Raw genomic sequence first — 18,025 nt, forward strand, 5'->3', positions numbered from 1 at the left:
CCTGGGACGGATCGGGGTGGCGATCCGGTTCCCCCGTCAGCCCATCAGTGGGAGCAGAGGAGCGAGATCGGCCCGCTCTCCGCTCGCCCTGACCTCCGCCGCGTCCAGCGCCCGGGCCCAGTCGGTACGGCCGGTGGCGAGCCGGGCCCAGACGAGCGGAGCGGTCTCCACGACATTGGGCGGCGTGCCCCGGGTGTGTTTGGGGCCGCCGATGCACTGGACGACGGCGAACGGCGGGATGCGTACCTCCACCGAACCGCCCGGGGCCCTGTCCGCGAGAGCGTCGGCCAGCAGCCGGGTACAGGCGGCGAGCGCCTGCCGGTCGTACGGGATGTCCAGGCCGGTCGCCGCGTTCAGATCGTCGGTGTGCGTGACCAGCTCGACCGTGCGGGTGACCAGGAAGTCGCCCAGCCGCATCGTCCCGGCCCTGGTCGTGACCAGCCGGTCCCCCGGGACCTCGGGCACCCGCTCATCGAAGCGGGAGGTCACCTCCGCGTACAGCGTGTCCAGTCCGGGGTAAGCGGCGGCCAGGGTCCGGGTCTCGTCGGCGATGGCCTCCGCCCGCCCGGCCGTGGAGAACGGCCACTCCAGGAGGGCGAGACCGGGCTTCGGGCCGGCCGGCTCCGGCTCCTCCAGACTCTCGGTGACGCGGGAGAGGGCCATCGTGAGATGCGCGGCGAGCTCACGGACGGTCCAGTCCCCCAGGCGCGTGGGCAGCGCCAGTTGCCCGGGCGTCAAGGCGCGGACGGCTTCCCGGACATGGGCGAACTGGGCCAGGACCGCGGCGCGGGTCTTCGTGGCGTCGTACGTGCGCGAGCGCTTCTTGGCCGGAGGCATACGGGCGAGACTAACCGGCGGCTACGACATTTCCCGGAGGTCCCGTGCGAGGTCGGGGGAGCGGGTGGCGGCACTGGCCGTGGCAGTGCCAGTGCCGGTGCCAGTGCCGGTACCGGTGGCGTCCGGGTCGGCGTCGGAGGGGCCGGTCTCGGGCGCCGCCGCCGTGAAGTGCTCACCGTTGGCCGGTATGCCGATACCCCGCCAGCTGAACGGGATACCGCGCGCCACGTCCAGGTCCGGATCGTCCATCAGCTGGAAGTGGACATGCGGTTCGGTGGAGTTGCCGGAGTTTCCGCACTCGGCGAGCTCCTGACCGGCCCTGACGGTGTCCCCCGCCCGCACGCGGAGCGAGCCGCGCCGGAGGTGGGCGTACATCGCGTACGTACCGTCGCCGATGTCGAGGACGAGGTGGTTCCCGACGATCCTGCGGGCGCTCGTCATATCGCGGACCGACGCCTCGATCAGCATCAGATAGGCGAGTGCGGGACCCGAATTACGGCTGAGGTGGTCACGCTGGCCGTGGCTCGCGTGCACCACGGTGCCGTCCGCCACCGCGAGAAGCGGGGCGCCGAAGGCCGGGAAGTCCCGGTTACGGCGGACGACCGGCCAGAGCCATCGGAACGGCGGGCGGACGGCGGCCTTTTCGCCCCCCTCTTCGCCCCCCTCTTCGCTCAAGGGCTTGGGCTCGAACTCGGGCTCGGCCACGATGTCGATCGCGTACGTCTGTCCGTACCCGTGCGTACCGTGGCTCGGCACCTTGTCCGCCGGGCTGTTCAGCGCGGACCACCGACCGGCCACCGGCGGCTCGACCTCCACCGGAGGAACCGTCCTCGCCCGTTCCGTACGGCTGCGGCGGCCCATCAGAAGGCCGATGGCGATCGCGGCACCCGCCGGCACGAACGTCAGCCCGTAGGGAATCAGCGGTTCGGAAAGGAAGCTCGCGAGCACCAGCGCCACGAAGACGATCCAGCAGCAGCGGTACAGGATCATGGCGGCCTTGCGTACGGACATGGTGTTCCCCTCGTTCTGTCGGCTCGTCGTGGATGCGGGACCGCTCAGCGTCTCCCCGCCGTCAGCACCACCAGCAGCGGCACGACCCGGACGCCCGGCACTTCGTACCGTCCCCGCCCCGTCGTGTGCAGCCAGCCGGCACCGGTCAGCTGGCGCAGATGGTGGTAGATCTGGCCCGTCGTGCCGACCCCGTCGAGGGTGGCGAGCTCGGCGGCCGTCCGGCGGCCCGCGAGGATCTCGCGCAGCAGCCGCAGCCGTACCGGATGGCCGAGGGCGGCCAGCGACTCCGCGACGTCCGACCAGCCGGGCGAATCCTCGTCCGTGCCCAGCACTTGCGCGGTGAGCGTGCCGTACTGCCACTCGTACTGCTCGCCGGTCGGCAGGCGTACCGCACCGGTGTAGAGCACTCCGCCGTCCGCCGTGCCTTCGTCGTCCCCGCCGTCGTCTCCGGCACTGCCCTCGATGTCGCTGAGCTGCCGTTTCAGGCCTTCCAGCGCCCAGAAGTCCGTCTCGATCGGATACCGCTCCGGCCGATAGCGCTCCGGCTCGTGGGCGGTGAGCTCCGGCCCTGTCGGCCGCTCGAGCGCGGCGAGCCGCCGTTCCAGCTCGGTGACCCGCTCCTCAAGCTCCATGACTGCATCTTACGTAATTACGTAATCCCGCACAAGAGGAAACGCCGAAGCCCCCACCCGGACGACCGGGCAGGGGCTTCGGCGGAACGTGGAGCGGTCGGACTCAGCCGAACAGCGCCGGAATGATGGCCTCGTGGGCCGTGCGCAGCTCGCTCAGCGGAATGCTGAACTCGCCCTGTACCTCGATCTCCTCGCCGTCCACGACACCGATCCGGCTGACGGGCAGACCGCGCGCCCCGCACATGTCGTTGAAACGGAGCTCCTCGCTGCGCGGGATCGAGACGATCGCGCGCCCGGCGGACTCGGAGAAGAGGAAGGTGAACGCGTCGATGCCGTCCGGCACGACGAGCCGTGCCCCCTTCCCGCCGCGCAGGCAGGACTCGGTGACCGCCTGGATCAGGCCGCCGTCCGAGAGGTCGTGCGCCGCGTCGATCATGCCGTCGCGGGACGCCGAGATCAGGATCTCGCCGAGCAGCTTCTCGCGGCCCAGGTCGACCTTGGGCGGCATGCCGCCGAGGTGCTGGTGGATGACCTCGGACCAGGCCGAACCGCCGAACTCCTCGTGCGTGTCCCCCAGCAGGTAGAGGAGCTGGCCCTCTTCAGCGAAGGCGACCGGCGTACGCCGCGTGACGTCGTCGATCACACCGAGCACGGCCACGACCGGCGTCGGGTGGATCGCCGTGTCACCGGTCTGGTTGTACAGCGACACGTTGCCGCCGGTGACCGGCGTACCGAGCTCCAGGCAGCCGTCCGCGAGACCGCGGGTGGCCTCGGCGAACTGCCACATGACGTCCGGGTCCTCGGGCGAACCGAAGTTCAGGCAGTCCGAGATCGCCAGCGGCTTGGCACCGGAGGCGGCGACGTTGCGGTACGACTCCGCCAGCGCGAGCTGCGCACCCGTGTACGGGTCGAGCTTCGCGTACCGGCCGTTGCCGTCGGTCGCCATGGCCACGCCCAGGTTCGACTTCTCGTCGATCCGGACCATGCCCGCGTCCTCGGGCATCGCCAGCACGGTGTTGCCCTGCACGAAACGGTCGTACTGGTCGGTGATCCAGGACTTGGACGCCTGGTTCGGGGAAGCGACCAGCTTGAGGACCTGCTCGCGCAGTTCGGCGCCGTCGGCCGGACGGGCCAGCAGGCCGGCGTCGTCGGCCTGGAGGGCGTCCTGCCAGGACGGGCGGGCGAACGGGCGGTGGTACGTCGGACCCTCGTGGGCGACGGACCGCGGCGGTACGTCCACGATCTGCTCGCCGTGCCAGAAGATCTCCAGCTGCGAGCCCTCGGTCACCTCACCGATGACGGTGGCGATGACGTCCCACTTCTCGCAGATCTCCATGAAGCGCTCGACGTGCTGCGGCTCCACGATCGCGCACATGCGCTCCTGCGACTCGCTCATGAGGATTTCCTCGGGCGAGAGGGAGGAGTCACGCAGCGGCACGGTGTCCAGCTCGACGCGCATACCACCGGAGCCGGCGGAGGCCAGCTCGCTCGTGGCGCAGGAGAGCCCGGCGCCGCCGAGGTCCTGGATGCCCGCAACGAGCTTCTCCTTGAAGATCTCCAGGGTGCACTCGATGAGGAGCTTCTCCTGGAACGGGTCGCCGACCTGGACCGCGGGCCGCTTGGCCGGACCGGTCGCCTCGAAGGTCTCCGAGGCCAGCACGGAGACGCCGCCGATGCCGTCGCCGCCGGTGCGTGCGCCGTACAGGATGACCTTGTTGCCGGGGCCGGACGCCTGGGCCAGGTGGATGTCCTCGTGCTTCATCACGCCGATGCAGCCGGCGTTGACGAGCGGGTTGCCCTGGTAGCAGGCGTCGAAGACGACCTCGCCGCCGATGTTCGGCAGACCGAGGCAGTTGCCGTAGCCGCCGATGCCCGCGACGACACCCGGGAGGACGCGCTTGGTGTCGGGGTGGTCGGCCGCACCGAAGCGCAGCGGGTCGACGACCGCGACCGGGCGGGCACCCATGGCGAGGATGTCGCGGACGATGCCGCCGACGCCTGTGGCCGCGCCCTGGTAGGGCTCGATGTACGAGGGGTGGTTGTGCGACTCGACCTTGAAGGTGACCGCGTACCCCTGGCCGACGTCGACCACACCGGCGTTCTCGCCGATGCCGACGAGCATCGCGTCGTTCTCGGGGACCTTCTCGCCGAACTGCTTGAGGTGGACCTTGCTGCTCTTGTACGAGCAGTGCTCGGACCACATCACGGAGTACATGGCGAGCTCGGCGCCGGTGGGACGGCGGCCCAGGATCTCGCGGATCCGCGCGTACTCGTCCTCCTTGAGGCCGAGTTCCTTCCAGGGCTGCTCGGTGTCCGGGGTCTCGGCCGCGTGCTTGACCGTATCCAGGCTCATGCGTTGACCAGCTTCTTGATGATCGAGGTGAAGAACCCGAGGCCGTCGGTGCGTCCGGTTCCGATCAGCGGCTCGACGGCGTGCTCCGGGTGCGGCATCAGACCGACGACGTTGCCCGCGGCGTTCGTGATGCCGGCGATGTCGCGCAGCGAGCCGTTGGGGTTCACGTCGAGGTAGCGGAACGCGACGCGGCCCTCGGCCTCCAGCTCGTCGAGCGTGCGCTCGTCGGCGGTGTACCGGCCGTCCACGTTCTTCAGGGGTACGGAGATCTCCTGGCCCTCGGTGTAGTCCGAGGTCCACGCGGTGCCCGCGTTCTCCACCTTCAGCCTCTGGTCACGGCAGATGAAGTGGAGGTGGTTGTTGCGCAGCATGGCGCCGGGCAGCAGGTGCGCCTCGGTGAGGATCTGGAAGCCGTTGCAGATGCCGAGGACCGGCATGCCCGCCTTCGCCTGCTCGATGACGGTCTCCATCACCGGCGAGAAGCGGGAGATGGCGCCGGCCCGCAGGTAGTCGCCGTAGGAGAAGCCGCCCGCCAGGACCACGGCGTCGACCTGGTGCAGGTCCTTGTCGCGGTGCCAGAGCGACACGGGTTCGGCGCCCGCGATCCGGACGGCCCGCAGGCTGTCCTGGTCGTCGAGGGTGCCGGGAAAAGTGACGACGCCGATACGAGCGGTCACTTCTCCTCCTCCACCCTCACGACGAAGTCCTCGATGACGGTGTTGGCGAGGAAGGTCTCGGCAAGCTCGTTGATACGGGCGAGGGCCGCGTCGTCGACCGGCCCCTCGACCTCGAGCTCGAAACGCTTTCCCTGACGGACGTCCGCGATTCCTTCGAAGCCGAGACGGGGCAGTGCGCGCTGCACAGCCTGTCCCTGCGGGTCGAGGATCTCCGGCTTGAGCATGACGTCGACTACGACGCGTGCCACTGGCACTCCCGGTGGTGTGGTGCGGCTGTGTCTCCGGGGGGTTCCCCAGACCCCCGCGGGTCCACTCAGCGTACCTGCCCAGAAATTCTACGCGGGTAGATATCAGGCGGCGCAGATCACGCCGAGATATCGGCCGCGACAACACGCAGGGAAAGTCCTGGAAAAAAAATCCTCACCGGATTGCACACGGACACGCTGAAGCAATTGGCTGGGCTTCACAATGCGGCACCCATAGCTGTACAAATGATTACCCGGGGAAAGTGACATCACCCCGGGAACAGTCGACACCAGTCGATCCGCATCCGCCTAACAGCCGGAAGGCCGACGTCACCGCATGTCAGACGCGGCGACGCCGTAGGAAAGGACCGATATCCGTGGTTCAGCGCGTAGTGGTTACGCTCTCCGACGACATCGACGGGGGAACAGCGGCGGAAACGGTCACCTTCGCCCTGGACGGGAAGTCGTACGAGATCGACCTCAATCCCGCCAATGCAAAGAAACTGCGCAAGACGCTGGCGCCGTACATGGCGGCCGGGCGGAAGCAGACAAATGCCGGCAAGCACGGCAAGACCCCCGTCTCGTACCACCACACGTCGATCGCCCCCGACCCGGCGGCCGTCCGCGCCTGGGCCCGGTCGCACCGGATGGAGGTGCCGGCCCGGGGCCGGATCCCCAAGAAGGTCTACGAGGCGTTCCACGCCGCCAGTTGAGCGGCAGCGACGCAGGAGCCCTTCCTCGGCGCCCGCTCCGGACCCTCCTCGCGACACCTGCAGGGGAGCCGACTTGCGCGACACCCCTGCAGGTCGGCTAGAGTCTGGAGCACGCCGAAGGGCAAGGCCGAAAGGCCCGGCCCCGAGCCGCGTGCGGGTGTAGTTCAGTAGTAGAACATCCCCCTTCCAGGGGGAAGGCGCAGTGTGCAATTCCTGTCACCCGCTCTACATCGCACTGTCTGACCACTTGGTGGATCAGGTAGAGTGGTGAGCGCACCACCGGTGAAAGCCGAGTGGCTGCAATGCGGACGTAGCTCAGTTGGTAGAGCGCAACCTTGCCAAGGTTGAGGTCGCCAGTTCGAACCTGGTCGTCCGCTCTTGATCAAAGGCCCTGGTCGATTATCGACCGGGGCCTTTGTCGTATCCCGTGGCCGCACCCTCTGCCGTCACCGGGACTCATGACGTTTGTCATGAGTCCCGGTGACACCGCGCACTGCTCCCGGCCGTGGTCCGGCGGAAGTCTTGCCTCATGACCAGCGACGACTTTCTTTCCGTCGGCACCGCAATCGAGGCGAACGCGGTCCGGCGCAGGTACGCGGGCGGCTTCGAAGCCGTGAGCGGTATCACTTTCTCCGTGGCACGCGGCGAGCTCTTCGCCCTGTGTCGCGGTCCTGGAGCTGGAGATGCCGGGCGCCGACGGTGTGAAGGTCGCCACATCGCTGCGGGCCGCACTGCCCGCCTGCCGGACGATGATCGTGACGAGTCACGGCAGGCCCGGGCATCTGAAGCGGGCGCTCGCGGCGGGCGTCCGGGCGTTCGTACCGAAGACGGTCAGCGCCCGGCGACTGGCCGGGATCATCCGCACGGTGCACGCCGGGAACCGGTACGTGGAGCCGGAGTTGGCCGCCGACGCGATCTCCGCGGGGGACTCGCCACTGACCGCCCGGGAGGCGGAGGTGCTGGAACCGGCCGCGGACGGAGCGCCCGTCGCGGATATCGCCGAGCGGGCTTCGCTGTCGCAGGGGACGGTGCGCAACTACCTGTCGTCGGCCGTCACCAAACTCGGTGCGGAGAACCGTCATGCGGCCGTGCGTCTCGCACGGCGGCGGGGGTGGGTATAGTTGGCACCGCACTTCGGCGCACTGCGAACGTAGCTCAGCTGGTAGAGCGCAACCTTGCCAAGGTTGAGGTCGCGAGTTCGAACCTCGTCGTTCGCTCCACGGAAGAAGGCCCCGGTCCTCGTGACCGGGGCCTTCTTCGTGTCTGTGGGGGTGCTACGACCAGGTGGTGCCGGTGAGCAGCTCGTAGGCGTCGATGTACTTGACGCGGGTCGCGTCCACGATCTGCTGCGGCAGTGCCGGCGGCGGCTGCTCGCTCGTGCGGTCCCAGCCGGAGGCAGGCGAGGTCAGCCAGTCGCGCACGAACTGCTTGTCGTACGAGGGCTGGGCCCTGCCCGGCTGCCAGGTCTCGGCGGGCCAGAAGCGCGAGGAGTCGGGGGTCAGCACCTCGTCCCCGATGACCAGCTGGTCCTCGCCCGCACCGTCGGCGGCGAAGCCGAACTCGAACTTCGTGTCGGCGAGGATGATCCCGCGCTCGCGTGCGATGTCGCGGGCCCGGCCGTACACGTCGAGCGTCGTACGGCGCAGCAGGGCGGCCGTCTCGGCGCCGACCTCCCGGACCACTTCCTCGTAACTCACGTTCTCGTCGTGGTCCCCGACGGCCGCCTTCGTGGCGGGGGTGAAGATCGGGGCCGGGAGTTCCGAGCCGTCGACGAGGCCCTCGGGGAGACCGAGGCCGCAGACGGTGCGGGATGCCTTGTACTCGACGAGTCCGGAGCCGGTCAGATAGCCGCGCGCGACGCACTCGACGGGCACCATGCGCAGCGACGTGCAGATCAGCGTCCGGCCGGCCCAGTCGGCGGGGGCTCCGGCGGGGACCTCAGCGGACAGGACGTGGTTCGGCACGAGATCGGTGAGCTGGTCGAACCACCACAGCGACAACTGGGTGAGGACGCGGCCCTTGTCCGGGATCTCGGTAGGCAGGACCCAGTCGTACGCGGACATACGGTCGCTGGCGACCATGACGAGGTCGCCCGCCTCGTTCCGGTACAGGTCGCGCACCTTGCCGGTGTGCAGGTGGGTGAGACCCGGGACCTGCACGGGCTCGGGCTTTTCTACGAAACCGGACACGCTGCCTCCGCGTAGGTTGATCCAGGAGTTGTCCGATTGTCCCGTATGGGGGCGGGGGCGCGAGGGGCGGGGCCTCCAGATGGGTGGCGAAGCCCTCGGGCCGGTCAGTCGCGCTTGCAGATGCGGTCGAGGAGGTTGGCCGTGGCGCGCTGGATCCGCGGGTCCACATGGCCGGGTCGGTCCAGGGCCGGGGACCAGGCGAAGGTGCCGGAGGCGAAGACGAGGGCGCCGGAGGGCGCCCGGTACAGGGAGGTCTCCTGGTGGCGGGTGGTTCCGTCGCCGTCCCGGTACGGGGAATGGGCGAGCAGGATGCGGTTCTCGTGTTCGGGGAGCGTGGTGCGCGGGAAGTAGCGGTCGGCCTCGCCGGCAACCAGCCCGTCGATCTCGTCGCCCTCGGTGGCGCCGGTCGCGTCCCAGAGCCAGTGCTCGGCGTTCCGCACGACCAGGGGGTGGGGTTCGGGGACCCGGCCCGCGTACTGGATGCCGAGGAGCTGCTGTTCGGCGCGGTCGACCTCGCGCCACAGGGCGGGCTTGCCGGGCCCCCGTCGCTTGCGGCAGGTGAGCAGGCCGTCCGGGACGCCGGAGGCGGACGGGGAGAGACCGACCTGCCAGTACATGGTGTTGGCGGAGAGGAAGACGAGCGAGGTGCCGGTGTCACGGGCCAGCTCGGCGGTACGGCGCATCGGCACGGACCAGTACTCGTCATGGCCGGGGAAGACCAGGCCCCGGTAGCGACTGGGGTCGACGCGGCCCGCGTGGAGATCGCGGGCGTCGGCGTAGGCCAGGTCGTAGCCGTACCGCTCGGCCCAGCGGATGAAGTCGTAGGCGTGGCCGACGTGCAGGGGCAGTCCCGCACCCGCGTACGGCCGGTCGAAGGAGATGGTGACGGCGGCGTCCTCCTCGCCGAGCAGCCGTCCCTGTTCGTCCCAGGCGTGGTAGAGGCTGGCGCCCGTACGGCCGTCCTCCGGGTAGAGGTTGTACGCCTGCCACGTGATGTCCGGGAGCAGGAGGAGCAGGTCGGCGGGGTGGTCGTCGCGGACCGTGAAGGGGATGTGGGAGCGGTAGCCGTCGGCGGTGGTGAGGACGGCGACGTACGCGCCGACGGACCAGTAGCCGGGGATCTGGAGCCGCCAGGAGAGCCACCAGTGGTGGCAGGAGACCGTGCGGTCCGCGGCCAGCGGGGCCGGCTGGACGATGCCGGAGAGCCGGGGACTGGTGGTGATCTTCGCGGCGCCGTCGCCGCCGTAATGTCCGATCCGGTAGACGTCGACGGAGAACTGCTGGGGCGGGTCGACCGTGATGTGGAAGTCGATCGCCTTCCCCGGGGCCGCGGCGCCCGGCGAGACGAAGCCCTTGATCTGCCGGTGCACGTCGTCGGCGGTACGCGTGCCGCCGCCGGTGCCGCCCCGGCCGAGCTCGGGGTCCGCGTACCAGGGGACGACCTGGCCCGTGTCGTCGAAGTAGTTCTCGCTGCCGCGCAGCCAGGGCAGGGGGCCCTGCCCGAAGGGATCGCTCACGGCATGCGCGAGGGCACCCGACTCCCACCGTCGAATCTGCTCCGCCCCCATACCGCTCCCCGCCCTCGAGTCCCCCGGACAACTCTGGTGCGCCGGATGTCAGCGCCGATCCCCAGCACATCACATAACGCATCCACTCCGTCACCGTTCGTCGCGGATTGACGTGAACGGAACCTGCGCTTCCGGGTATTGGCGATGCGGGGTCACGCACGACAGGCCTGTCGTGGACGGCTGGCAGGAGGCTGCCGGCCCCTGCCCCGACCGCCCCGGTCACACGAGGCGGACGGGCTTGTCCGTGCGGACTCCGACCCCGGCGAGCCACACGCGCAGCGGTTCCGCGTCGCCGTCCTCGACCAGGCTGAGGACGGGGCCGCCCAGGTCGGCCGGGCGCCGCCCCTCGACGAGCAGTGCGGGGCCGTCGAGCCAGTCGAGCCCGGGGGCGGCGCCCGCCGTGTCGACGGCGGCACAGCAGACCATCGCCACCACGTGGTCGGCGAGCAGCTCCGAACCCGTACGCGGTGGCTGGAGGGGAAAGAGCGGGAGCGGGTCGGAGCCCCAGAAGTCGAGGGGGTCGCCTCCCGTGCCGCCCTTCGTGGTGTCGCCGGCCGTCGGCACAGGGGCCTGGGCCGCCTCCTCACGTGCCACCGCGGCACCGATCCCGGCGGCGAGCTCCTCGCCTCCGGAGGGGGAGCCGGTGAGATGGCCGATGACGCGGGCGAGCGTGGGGACCGCCGGGCCGCCGGAGTCGATCGTGGACGTGGGCGGCACCCCCATGGCGTCGAGGGTCCGGTGGAGACGGGCGGCCTCGGCGCGCCACTTCCGGTCGACGACCTCCTCCGGATACTGCTGCCAGTCGACGGGGGACCAGCCGGGACCGTTCTCCGCGGGGCCGCCGTGGAAGAGTCTGGCGGCGAGCAGTGAGGCCGCTTCGTCGGCCGCACCCGGTTCTTCGAGCAGGTCGCAGGCGGGGCGCTCGCCGAGCCGGGACGTGAAGCCTTCCGCCAGCCGGTCCCGGCGGGACAGCTCGGTCAGGGCGGAGACGACGCCCGCATCGAGGCGCGAAGGCCAGCGGCCCATCCGCCAGGCGGGCAGCGCGACCCGGGTCAGCAGCCGGTCCCAGCCCGCGTACGCGAGGCCGACCTGCTCCTGGGCGGCGATGCGCAGCGCGTAGTCCACGCCCTGGGCGCGCATCGACGCGGCGGCGGCGACGCACCGCTCCATCTCGGCCGTGTGCTCGCGGCAGCCGCGCAGCAGAATCCGGGCGACCCGGCCGACGAACGCGAGCGGCAGTCCGCGTATCGCGCCCTGTCCGGGCGCGACGCCGTCGGCGACCGCCGCGTCGAGCCCGCGGACGAAACGGCGGGCAGCGGCTATGTCGGGGTGCGTGGACGGGCCCGTACCGGCGACGACCGGGGCGAGGACGGCCCGCAGCTCCGCGACCCGCATCCACCACAGGAACGGGGAGCCGATCACGAGCACGGGAGCGGCCTGTACGCGCCGACGCGGGCGGCGGGCCAGAAGCCCTTTCGCGACGGCTGATGCGCGCGGCTGGGCGGACGGGTGCGTACGGTCCTCCAGCCAGCTGTCGCAGTCGGGGGTCAGCGCTATGGCGGACGGGGCCGGAACGTCGAGCCGGTCGGCCAGCTCCCGGACCAGCCGGTAGAGGTCCGGCGCGGACTCCTCCGTGACGGCGACGGTCGGACTGACCGCCGGTCTCGCCCTGGAGACCGCGAAGGCGACCGCGGCGGCGACCAGCAGCACGACGAGCGCGACGGCGGTCACCGTCCAGCGCACGGCATCCCAGACGCCGCCGCTGATGCGGCCCTGCAGCGATGCGGCCAGCAGTACGACGGCCACGGCCGCCGGCAGGATCGCCACGGCAACCGCTCTGCTGCGGATGCGCAGCAGAGCGAGAGCTCGGGCGCGCGCATCCAGCGCGCCCAGCTCCTCACCCAACCCGGTACCGGACATGGCCGGATGTCACCCCCTCTGCCCCCGCGACGGTGTTGCTCACTCCCCCACTGTGGCACCCGTCACTGACATCGCAATGCCGGTGGGCCAAGTGCCGGAACGCTTGTGCCGCACCCTAGTTGGGAGGCCGACGGGCGTCATCCGGATGGCCGAGCCGTCACCCGATGGAATGGCTTTGGCTAAAGCTGCTGACGCGCCGGCTCATATGGGTTCGCTGATTCGTGCGGCGTACGGCGCAGCGCACGGGGGCCGTGCACCCCGGCGCACGAGAGGTGTACGCGAGCCGTACGGGGCTGTGAGGGAGTCGTGCGGCCGGGGCTGGACACGCCTGTGCCCGGCACCTCCGGAAAGGTGCCGGGCACAGGCGATGCCAGGGGGAGGCTGGGCCGGTGTCAGGCTCCGGCGGCCTTCAGCGCGATGTCCGTACGGTGCTGCGAGCCGTCGAGCCGGATACGGCCGAGCGCCGTGTAGGCCCGCTCCCTGGCCTGGGAGAGGTCCTTGCCCGTCGCGGTCACCGAGAGCACCCGGCCCCCGGCACTGACGACCGCGTCGCCGTCCTGACGGGTCCCGGCGTGCAGGACGAACGCGTGCGGGGCGTCCTCGGCCGCGACGTCCGCCAGCCCCTCGATCGGGTCGCCCGTACGCGGCGTACCGGGGTAGTTGTGCGAGGCGATGACCACGGTGACGGCGGCGTCGTCGCGCCACTTGAGCGGCGGTACGAGGTCCAGGGTGCCGTTGGCGGACGCGAGGAGGACACCGGCCAGCGGGGTCCTCAGGCGGGCCAGGACCACCTGGGTCTCGGGGTCGCCGAAGCGGGCGTTGAACTCGATGACCCGTACGCCGCGCGAGGTGATCGCGAGACCCGCGTACAGCAGCCCGGAGAAGGGGGTGCCACGGCGCCGGAGCTCGTCCACGGTCGGCTGGAGAACGCTCTCCATGACCTCGTCGACCAGCTTCGGGTCGGCCCAGGGGAGGGGCGAGTACGCGCCCATGCCGCCGGTGTTCGGGCCTTCGTCGTCGTCGAGGGCCCGCTTGAAGTCCTGGGCGGGCTGGAGCGGCACCACGGTGGTGCCGTCGGTGATCGCGAAGAGGCTGACCTCGGGACCGTCGAGGAACTCCTCGATGACCACGCGGTCGCAGGCCAGCGCGTGGGCGCGGGCCTCGTCGACGTCATCGGTGACGACAACCCCCTTGCCTGCCGCCAGACCGTCGTCCTTGACGACGTAGGGGGCGCCGAAGGCGTCGAGGGCCGCGTCGATCTCGGCGGGGGTGGTGCAGACGTAGCTGCGGGCGGTCGGGACGTCGGCACCAGCCATGACGTCCTTGGCGAACGCCTTGGACCCCTCGAGCTCCGCCGCCTCACGCGAGGGGCCGAAGCAGGGGATGCCGACGGCGCGCACGGAGTCGGCGACCCCGGCGACAAGCGGTGCCTCCGGGCCGACGACCACCAACTCGGCGCCCAGTTCGGTGGCGAGGCGCGCGACGGCGTCGCCGTCGAGCGCGTCGACCGGGTGCAGTTCGGCCACCTCTGCGATGCCGGCGTTGCCGGGGGCGCAGTAAAGAGCGGTGACGTCGGGGTCGAGGGAGAGAGAGCGGCACAGGGCGTGTTCGCGGGCGCCGCCGCCGATGACGAGGACCTTCACGGGGTGCAGCCTAGCCGCCGGGGGCCGGGACGCTCGACGGGCTCCGGCCCGCGGACAGGACGGGACGCGGCCCGCGCCGTCACCCGGAGGGCACGCCCCTGCTCGGACTCACTGCTCGTTGACGAACTCCTCCACGACCGTGGCACCCAGTTCGCGGACGATCAGGTCGTGGCCCGAGAGCGCCGAGTCGACGAGGTCCGGATCGTCGGCCTCCGGGGTGTCGTCCTCCGGCGCCACGGAACGCGACGGCTCGGGGGCGTAGTGGTTCTGCGACGCGGAGTTGGCACCGGACCCGCCGGAGCCGCCGGAGCCGCCGGAGCCCTGCGACTGCGACGCGTATCCCGAGGACGGGGACTGCTGGGACTGCTGGGACTGCTGGGACTGCTGTCCCTGTTGCCCCTGGTGCTGCCCCTGCTGCCCCTGGTGCTGGGCCGGGGGCTCGTACGCCTGCGGAGCGGGCGCGGGCGGCTGGTAGGGGGCAGCCGGCGGGCGACCGCCACCGGACGGCGGCGGCTGGCCCGAGCCGCCCGAGAGGTCGATGACCGCCTCCACCTTCCACTGGGCGTTGAACCGCTCGGCCAGCGCCTCCTTCAGCACGCCCTCGCTTCCGCTGGCCGCGAAGTTGTCGCGGGCTCCGGCGCTGTGGAAGCCGATCTGCAGGGTGGTCCCGTCGAACCCGGTGACGTGGGCGTTCTGGCTGAGCAGGATCCAGGTGAACCGGCGGCGGTTCTTGACCGCCTCCAGGATGTCGGGCCACATGTGCTGCACCTGGGCCATGCCGACACCCTGCGCCACGCCCTGGCTCGGCGCGGGCGCGGGGGGCGGGGAGGCGACGGGCGCGGCCGGCGCCGGGGCCTCGGGTGCGGCCGGCCCGGGCGGGGTCCGGCCGGGGACGGACGCGGTCGGCCAGCCGCCGGGACGGCGACCGGCATCGGCTCCGGCCGCCGCGGGCCAAGCGCCGGGCCGCTGACCGGCGGGCGGCTCGGCCGGGGGCTGATGGGCGGGGGCCACCGGTGCGGCGGGTGCGGTCTGGGCCAGGGGCGCGACCGGCGGTGCCTGGGACGCGGCGGGGGCCTCGCCCCGTACCGCCGCACGGGCAACCGAGGGACCGGCTTCGGGCTGCACGGCGGCGGGCGGTGCGACCGGCGCCATGGTGTGGGCCTCCGGCCCCGGCACGTACCCCATGGCAGGGCCTGCGCCGGTGGCGGCGAAGGAGGCACCGCGCTCCAGCCGGTCCAGCCGGGCCTGGAGCGAACGTTCGTCGTCGAAAGCGGCCGGCAGCAGCACCCGGGCGCAGATCAGCTCGACCTGGAGCCGGGGGGACGTCGCCCCCCGCATCTCGGTGAGCCCTTCGTTGACCAGATCGGCGGCACGGCTCAGCTCGGCGGCACCGAAGACCTCCGCCTGGGCCTGCATCCGCTCGACCACATCGGGGGGCGCGTCGATGAGGCCCTTGTCCCCCGCGTCCGGAACAGCGGCGAGGATCACCAGGTCACGCAGACGCTCCAGGAGGTCCGCGACGAAGCGCCGAGGGTCGTTCCCGCCCTCGATCACCCGGTCCACGACCTCGAAGGCCGCGGCCCCGTCTCCGGCCGCGAAAGCTTCCACGACCGAGTCCAACAGCGACCCGTCCGTGTATCCGAGGAGGGAGGTCGCCATGGCGTATGTCACACCGTCGTCGCCCGCTCCCGCGAGCAACTGGTCCATGACCGACATCGAGTCACGCACGGAACCGGCACCGGCGCGCACGACCAGGGGCAGCACGCCGTCCTCGACGTAGCTGTTCTCCTTGCCGCACACCTCGGCGAGATAGCCGCGCAGGGTGCCCGGGGGAACCAGCCGGAACGGATAGTGGTGCGTACGCGACCGGATCGTGCCGATGACCTTCTCGGGCTCGGTGGTCGCGAAGATGAACTTCAGATGCTCCGGCGGCTCCTCGACCACCTTCAGCAGGGCGTTGAACCCTGCCGGGGTGACCATGTGCGCCTCATCGATGATGTAGATCTTGTAGCGGCTCGACGCGGGCCCGAAGAACGCCTTTTCCCGCAGGTCACGGGCGTCGTCCACGCCTCCGTGCGAAGCGGCGTCGATCTCGATCACATCGATGGAACCCGGCCCGTTGCGCGCCAGGTCCTGGCAGGACTGGCACTCCCCGCACGGCGTCGGCGTCGGCCCCTGTTCGCAGTTCAGACAGCGGGCCAGGATGCGCGCGCTGGTCGTCTTTCCACAACCGCGCGGCCCACTGAACAGGTACGCGTGATTGACCCGGTTGTTCCGCAGGGCCTGCTGGAGGGGGTCAGTGACATGCTCCTGACCGATGACCTCGGCGAACGACTCGGGGCGATAGCGGCGGTACAGCGCAAGGGACGACACACGTACGAGGTTATCGGGGCGGACCGACAACCGGCCCCGCACCGAGCACACCACCGGCGTGACAAGCCACACCGGGCGCAACCACCGGCACGGCGAGCCCCAGAAAACACAAGGGCCCCCCACGCACCCGCCAGAGCCAACCTACCCTTGCTGCCTTCCGGCCCTGGGGGAGTTCAGTCAGATAGCGCCACGTGAGGGGCTGACGCCCACCTTAGCCGATCCCCACCCCCCGAAGTCCACCCGATCCGCCCTCGGGGGAGACGTTCGGACCCTCTCGGGGGGAACGGGTTCGCGAGCACTCCTCAACGTCTTGTATTGTTTGCCGCGGAGGATTCGCCTAGTGGCCTAGGGCGCACGCTTGGAAAGCGTGTTGGGGGCAACCCCTCACGAGTTCGAATCTCGTATCCTCCGCCATTGCTCTCACCGGGCAATACGTCGAAGGCCCCCGCAGCTTGCTGCGGGGGCCTTCGGCGTTGGTGGTTGCAGTTTTGGTTGCAGTTGTCACCAACGGGCTGCTGGCGCCTACCGACTGTTCAGAGCCTCACGGCACACGCCGCAGAACATGGCCGTGTCGCGCCCGTACCGGCGCATCAGCTGGCCGCATTCAGCGCACGGCCCCAGCTCCCACGGCGGGCAGCCCAGAGCCGCAGAGGCGGCAGCCCGCTCGACGGGCAAGATCAGCGTGGGGTTGCCTGACCGTTGCGCCGGCATGCGCGGCAGGGTGAATCCGCCGGTCGGCTGGCCCAGGTCTCGGATAGGCCGTGCGTCGCTGACGAACCAGCCCTCCTCACCCGCCCGGCAGTTTCTGTCGATCTCCTGCTCGGCGAAGGTGATCTCATCGTCCTCCTCCTGCCCCGGTGCCACGGGGAGAGGAGTCTTCTCACCGACCATCTCCCGCCAGCGCTCGCAGTCGGCCGCGGTGACCCACATGTGCCGTCCCGCCCGGCCGCTCCCTCGATTGGGCACGTACACCGGCACGCTCTCCCCCGTCGCGCTCGACAGCACGAGGTCTTCGAGATGCACCGCCTTTTTCTCCGGCAGGCACAGGGCGGGCAAAAACCAGTCCGAGTGAACCTCGCCACAGTGACCGGCGCCATCGGTCACCAGGCAGTGGCGGTCACTGCTGGCCACACATTTCCAGACCTGGAGGTGACGGTAGCCACCGCGGATAACCATCTCCTTCCCGCCAGCGATATCCCTCCAGGGCATGTCGTCCACGCGGGCCCAGGGCGCCCGGTCGATCAAGGAAGCTGTGCGGTCCTTCGCGACCCACAACGGTGTGATGTCCTGCTGCACGGCGTTGACCGAGCGACGGTGGACGCTGCTCGGACTGAGATGGTGATACTGGACCTCCCACCCGATGCGTATACCTCCAGGGCCGGTGACGAGGGCGTCTGAGATGCTCCGGCGGTTTGCCGTAGGCACCTCGGCATCGGCGTCCAGGCCGTAGCGCGAAGCGGTCACGACGATCCGCTCCTTCGTGGCCTTGTGCTGCTCACTCTCCGCCGGTGTGGCTTTGTGCGTGACCGGAAGGTGCGATGCGACGAGCGGCCGTCGGCCCCCGACGCGGCCTCGGCGGATGAACATCCACGGGGACTTGCCCCCGGACTCCGACAGACAGTCCCGCCCGTCATGGTGCGCAAGGCATTCGAGCAACTGCGGATCGCGTTCGGCAACCCTCGCGGTGATCTGCCGCAACAGATCAGGACGCCCCGGGTGACCGAGGTCAGGCAGTGACAGATTGATCTCTATGCCATATCCGGTGTGCCACACCCCATTTGCCATTTCTCCACCATAGAAACGACCACTGACATTCAACAGGGCGCCTCCCAGGGGGAGATGAGCGCACACAGCACGAAGCCGG

Annotated in this window: 13 protein-coding genes, 4 tRNA genes, 1 other RNA gene and 1 pseudogene; 6 read left to right on the plus strand and 13 right to left on the minus strand. The window is 70.6% G+C overall.

The window, feature by feature from the left end; all coding sequences use genetic code 11:
• Positions 1–36: 36 nt before the first annotated feature.
• From F0344_RS16320 to purS, 6 genes are all read right to left on the minus strand, one after another.
• Positions 37–837, minus strand: coding sequence for a maleylpyruvate isomerase family mycothiol-dependent enzyme (locus F0344_RS16320; RefSeq protein ID WP_185299489.1), 801 nt, complete (start codon positions 835–837; stop codon positions 37–39).
• Positions 838–858: 21 nt separating this feature from the next.
• Entirely contained in the window at positions 859–1,848 is a 990-nt protein-coding gene (locus F0344_RS16325; RefSeq protein WP_185299490.1) for a M23 family metallopeptidase, read from the minus strand.
• A 44-nt stretch (positions 1,849–1,892) separates the two neighbouring features.
• Positions 1,893–2,480 (minus strand): ArsR/SmtB family transcription factor, encoded by a 588-nt coding sequence (locus F0344_RS16330; RefSeq protein WP_185299491.1) that lies wholly within the window; start codon positions 2,478–2,480, stop codon positions 1,893–1,895.
• Positions 2,481–2,583: 103 nt separating this feature from the next.
• Entirely contained in the window at positions 2,584–4,833 is a 2,250-nt protein-coding gene (gene purL / locus F0344_RS16335) for a phosphoribosylformylglycinamidine synthase subunit PurL (RefSeq protein WP_185299492.1), read from the minus strand.
• Entirely contained in the window at positions 4,830–5,510 is a 681-nt protein-coding gene (purQ, locus tag F0344_RS16340) for a phosphoribosylformylglycinamidine synthase subunit PurQ (protein ID WP_185299493.1), read from the minus strand. Before purQ ends, purL begins: the two co-directional genes overlap by 4 nt.
• Positions 5,507–5,758, minus strand: a complete 252-nt coding sequence (gene purS / locus F0344_RS16345) for a phosphoribosylformylglycinamidine synthase subunit PurS (RefSeq protein ID WP_185299494.1) — start codon at positions 5,756–5,758, stop codon at positions 5,507–5,509. The genes purQ and purS overlap by 4 nt, the downstream gene beginning before the upstream one ends.
• A 374-nt stretch (positions 5,759–6,132) precedes the next feature.
• On the opposite strand from purS, the gene F0344_RS16350 reads away from it, so the two are divergent.
• The 5 genes and pseudogenes from F0344_RS16350 (at position 6,133) to F0344_RS16370 (ending at position 7,688) form a co-directional block, all read left to right on the plus strand.
• Positions 6,133–6,468: a histone-like nucleoid-structuring protein Lsr2 gene (locus tag F0344_RS16350; RefSeq protein WP_185299495.1), complete on the plus strand. Its 336-nt coding sequence runs from the start codon at positions 6,133–6,135 to the stop codon at positions 6,466–6,468.
• Positions 6,469–6,621: 153 nt separating this feature from the next.
• Positions 6,622–6,693, plus strand: a tRNA-Gly gene (locus F0344_RS16355).
• Positions 6,694–6,772: 79 nt separating this feature from the next.
• A tRNA-Gly gene (locus F0344_RS16360) sits at positions 6,773–6,845 on the plus strand.
• Positions 6,846–7,124: 279 nt separating this feature from the next.
• Positions 7,125–7,589: pseudogene (locus tag F0344_RS16365) on the plus strand (LuxR C-terminal-related transcriptional regulator); the annotation flags it as partial.
• Positions 7,590–7,612: 23 nt separating this feature from the next.
• Positions 7,613–7,688 (plus strand) — tRNA-Gly (locus tag F0344_RS16370).
• 54 nt (positions 7,689–7,742) lie between these two features.
• Here the strand turns inward: F0344_RS16370 and F0344_RS16375 are convergent.
• The 6 genes from F0344_RS16375 to ffs form a co-directional block, all read right to left on the minus strand.
• Positions 7,743–8,657 carry a phosphoribosylaminoimidazolesuccinocarboxamide synthase gene (locus F0344_RS16375; protein ID WP_185299496.1) on the minus strand — a complete coding sequence of 305 codons (915 nt, stop codon included), beginning with the start codon at positions 8,655–8,657 and terminating at the stop codon, positions 7,743–7,745.
• Between the two features lie 104 nt (positions 8,658–8,761).
• Positions 8,762–10,225: a N,N-dimethylformamidase beta subunit family domain-containing protein gene (locus F0344_RS16380; RefSeq protein ID WP_185299497.1), complete on the minus strand. Its 1,464-nt coding sequence runs from the start codon at positions 10,223–10,225 to the stop codon at positions 8,762–8,764.
• 219 nt (positions 10,226–10,444) lie between these two features.
• Positions 10,445–12,145, minus strand: a complete 1,701-nt coding sequence (locus F0344_RS16385; protein WP_185299498.1) for a hypothetical protein — start codon at positions 12,143–12,145, stop codon at positions 10,445–10,447.
• 392 nt (positions 12,146–12,537) lie between these two features.
• Positions 12,538–13,788: a phosphoribosylamine--glycine ligase gene (gene purD, locus F0344_RS16390; protein ID WP_185299499.1), complete on the minus strand. Its 1,251-nt coding sequence runs from the start codon at positions 13,786–13,788 to the stop codon at positions 12,538–12,540.
• 108 nt (positions 13,789–13,896) lie between these two features.
• Positions 13,897–16,161: a DNA polymerase III subunit gamma and tau gene (locus F0344_RS16395; RefSeq protein WP_185299500.1), complete on the minus strand. Its 2,265-nt coding sequence runs from the start codon at positions 16,159–16,161 to the stop codon at positions 13,897–13,899.
• A 108-nt stretch (positions 16,162–16,269) separates the two neighbouring features.
• Positions 16,270–16,364: signal recognition particle sRNA small type (ffs, locus tag F0344_RS16400), an RNA gene on the minus strand.
• 123 nt (positions 16,365–16,487) lie between these two features.
• Between ffs and F0344_RS16405 the strand changes: the two genes are divergently transcribed.
• A tRNA-Ser gene (locus F0344_RS16405) sits at positions 16,488–16,575 on the plus strand.
• 108 nt (positions 16,576–16,683) lie between these two features.
• Here F0344_RS16405 and F0344_RS16410 read toward each other — a convergent pair.
• Positions 16,684–17,946, minus strand: coding sequence for a hypothetical protein (locus tag F0344_RS16410; protein ID WP_258049964.1), 1,263 nt, complete (start codon positions 17,944–17,946; stop codon positions 16,684–16,686).
• Between the last annotated feature and the right edge of the window lie 79 nt (positions 17,947–18,025).

It is taken from the genome of Streptomyces finlayi, assembly GCF_014216315.1.
GTDB classification, from domain to species: domain Bacteria; phylum Actinomycetota; class Actinomycetes; order Streptomycetales; family Streptomycetaceae; genus Streptomyces; species Streptomyces finlayi_A.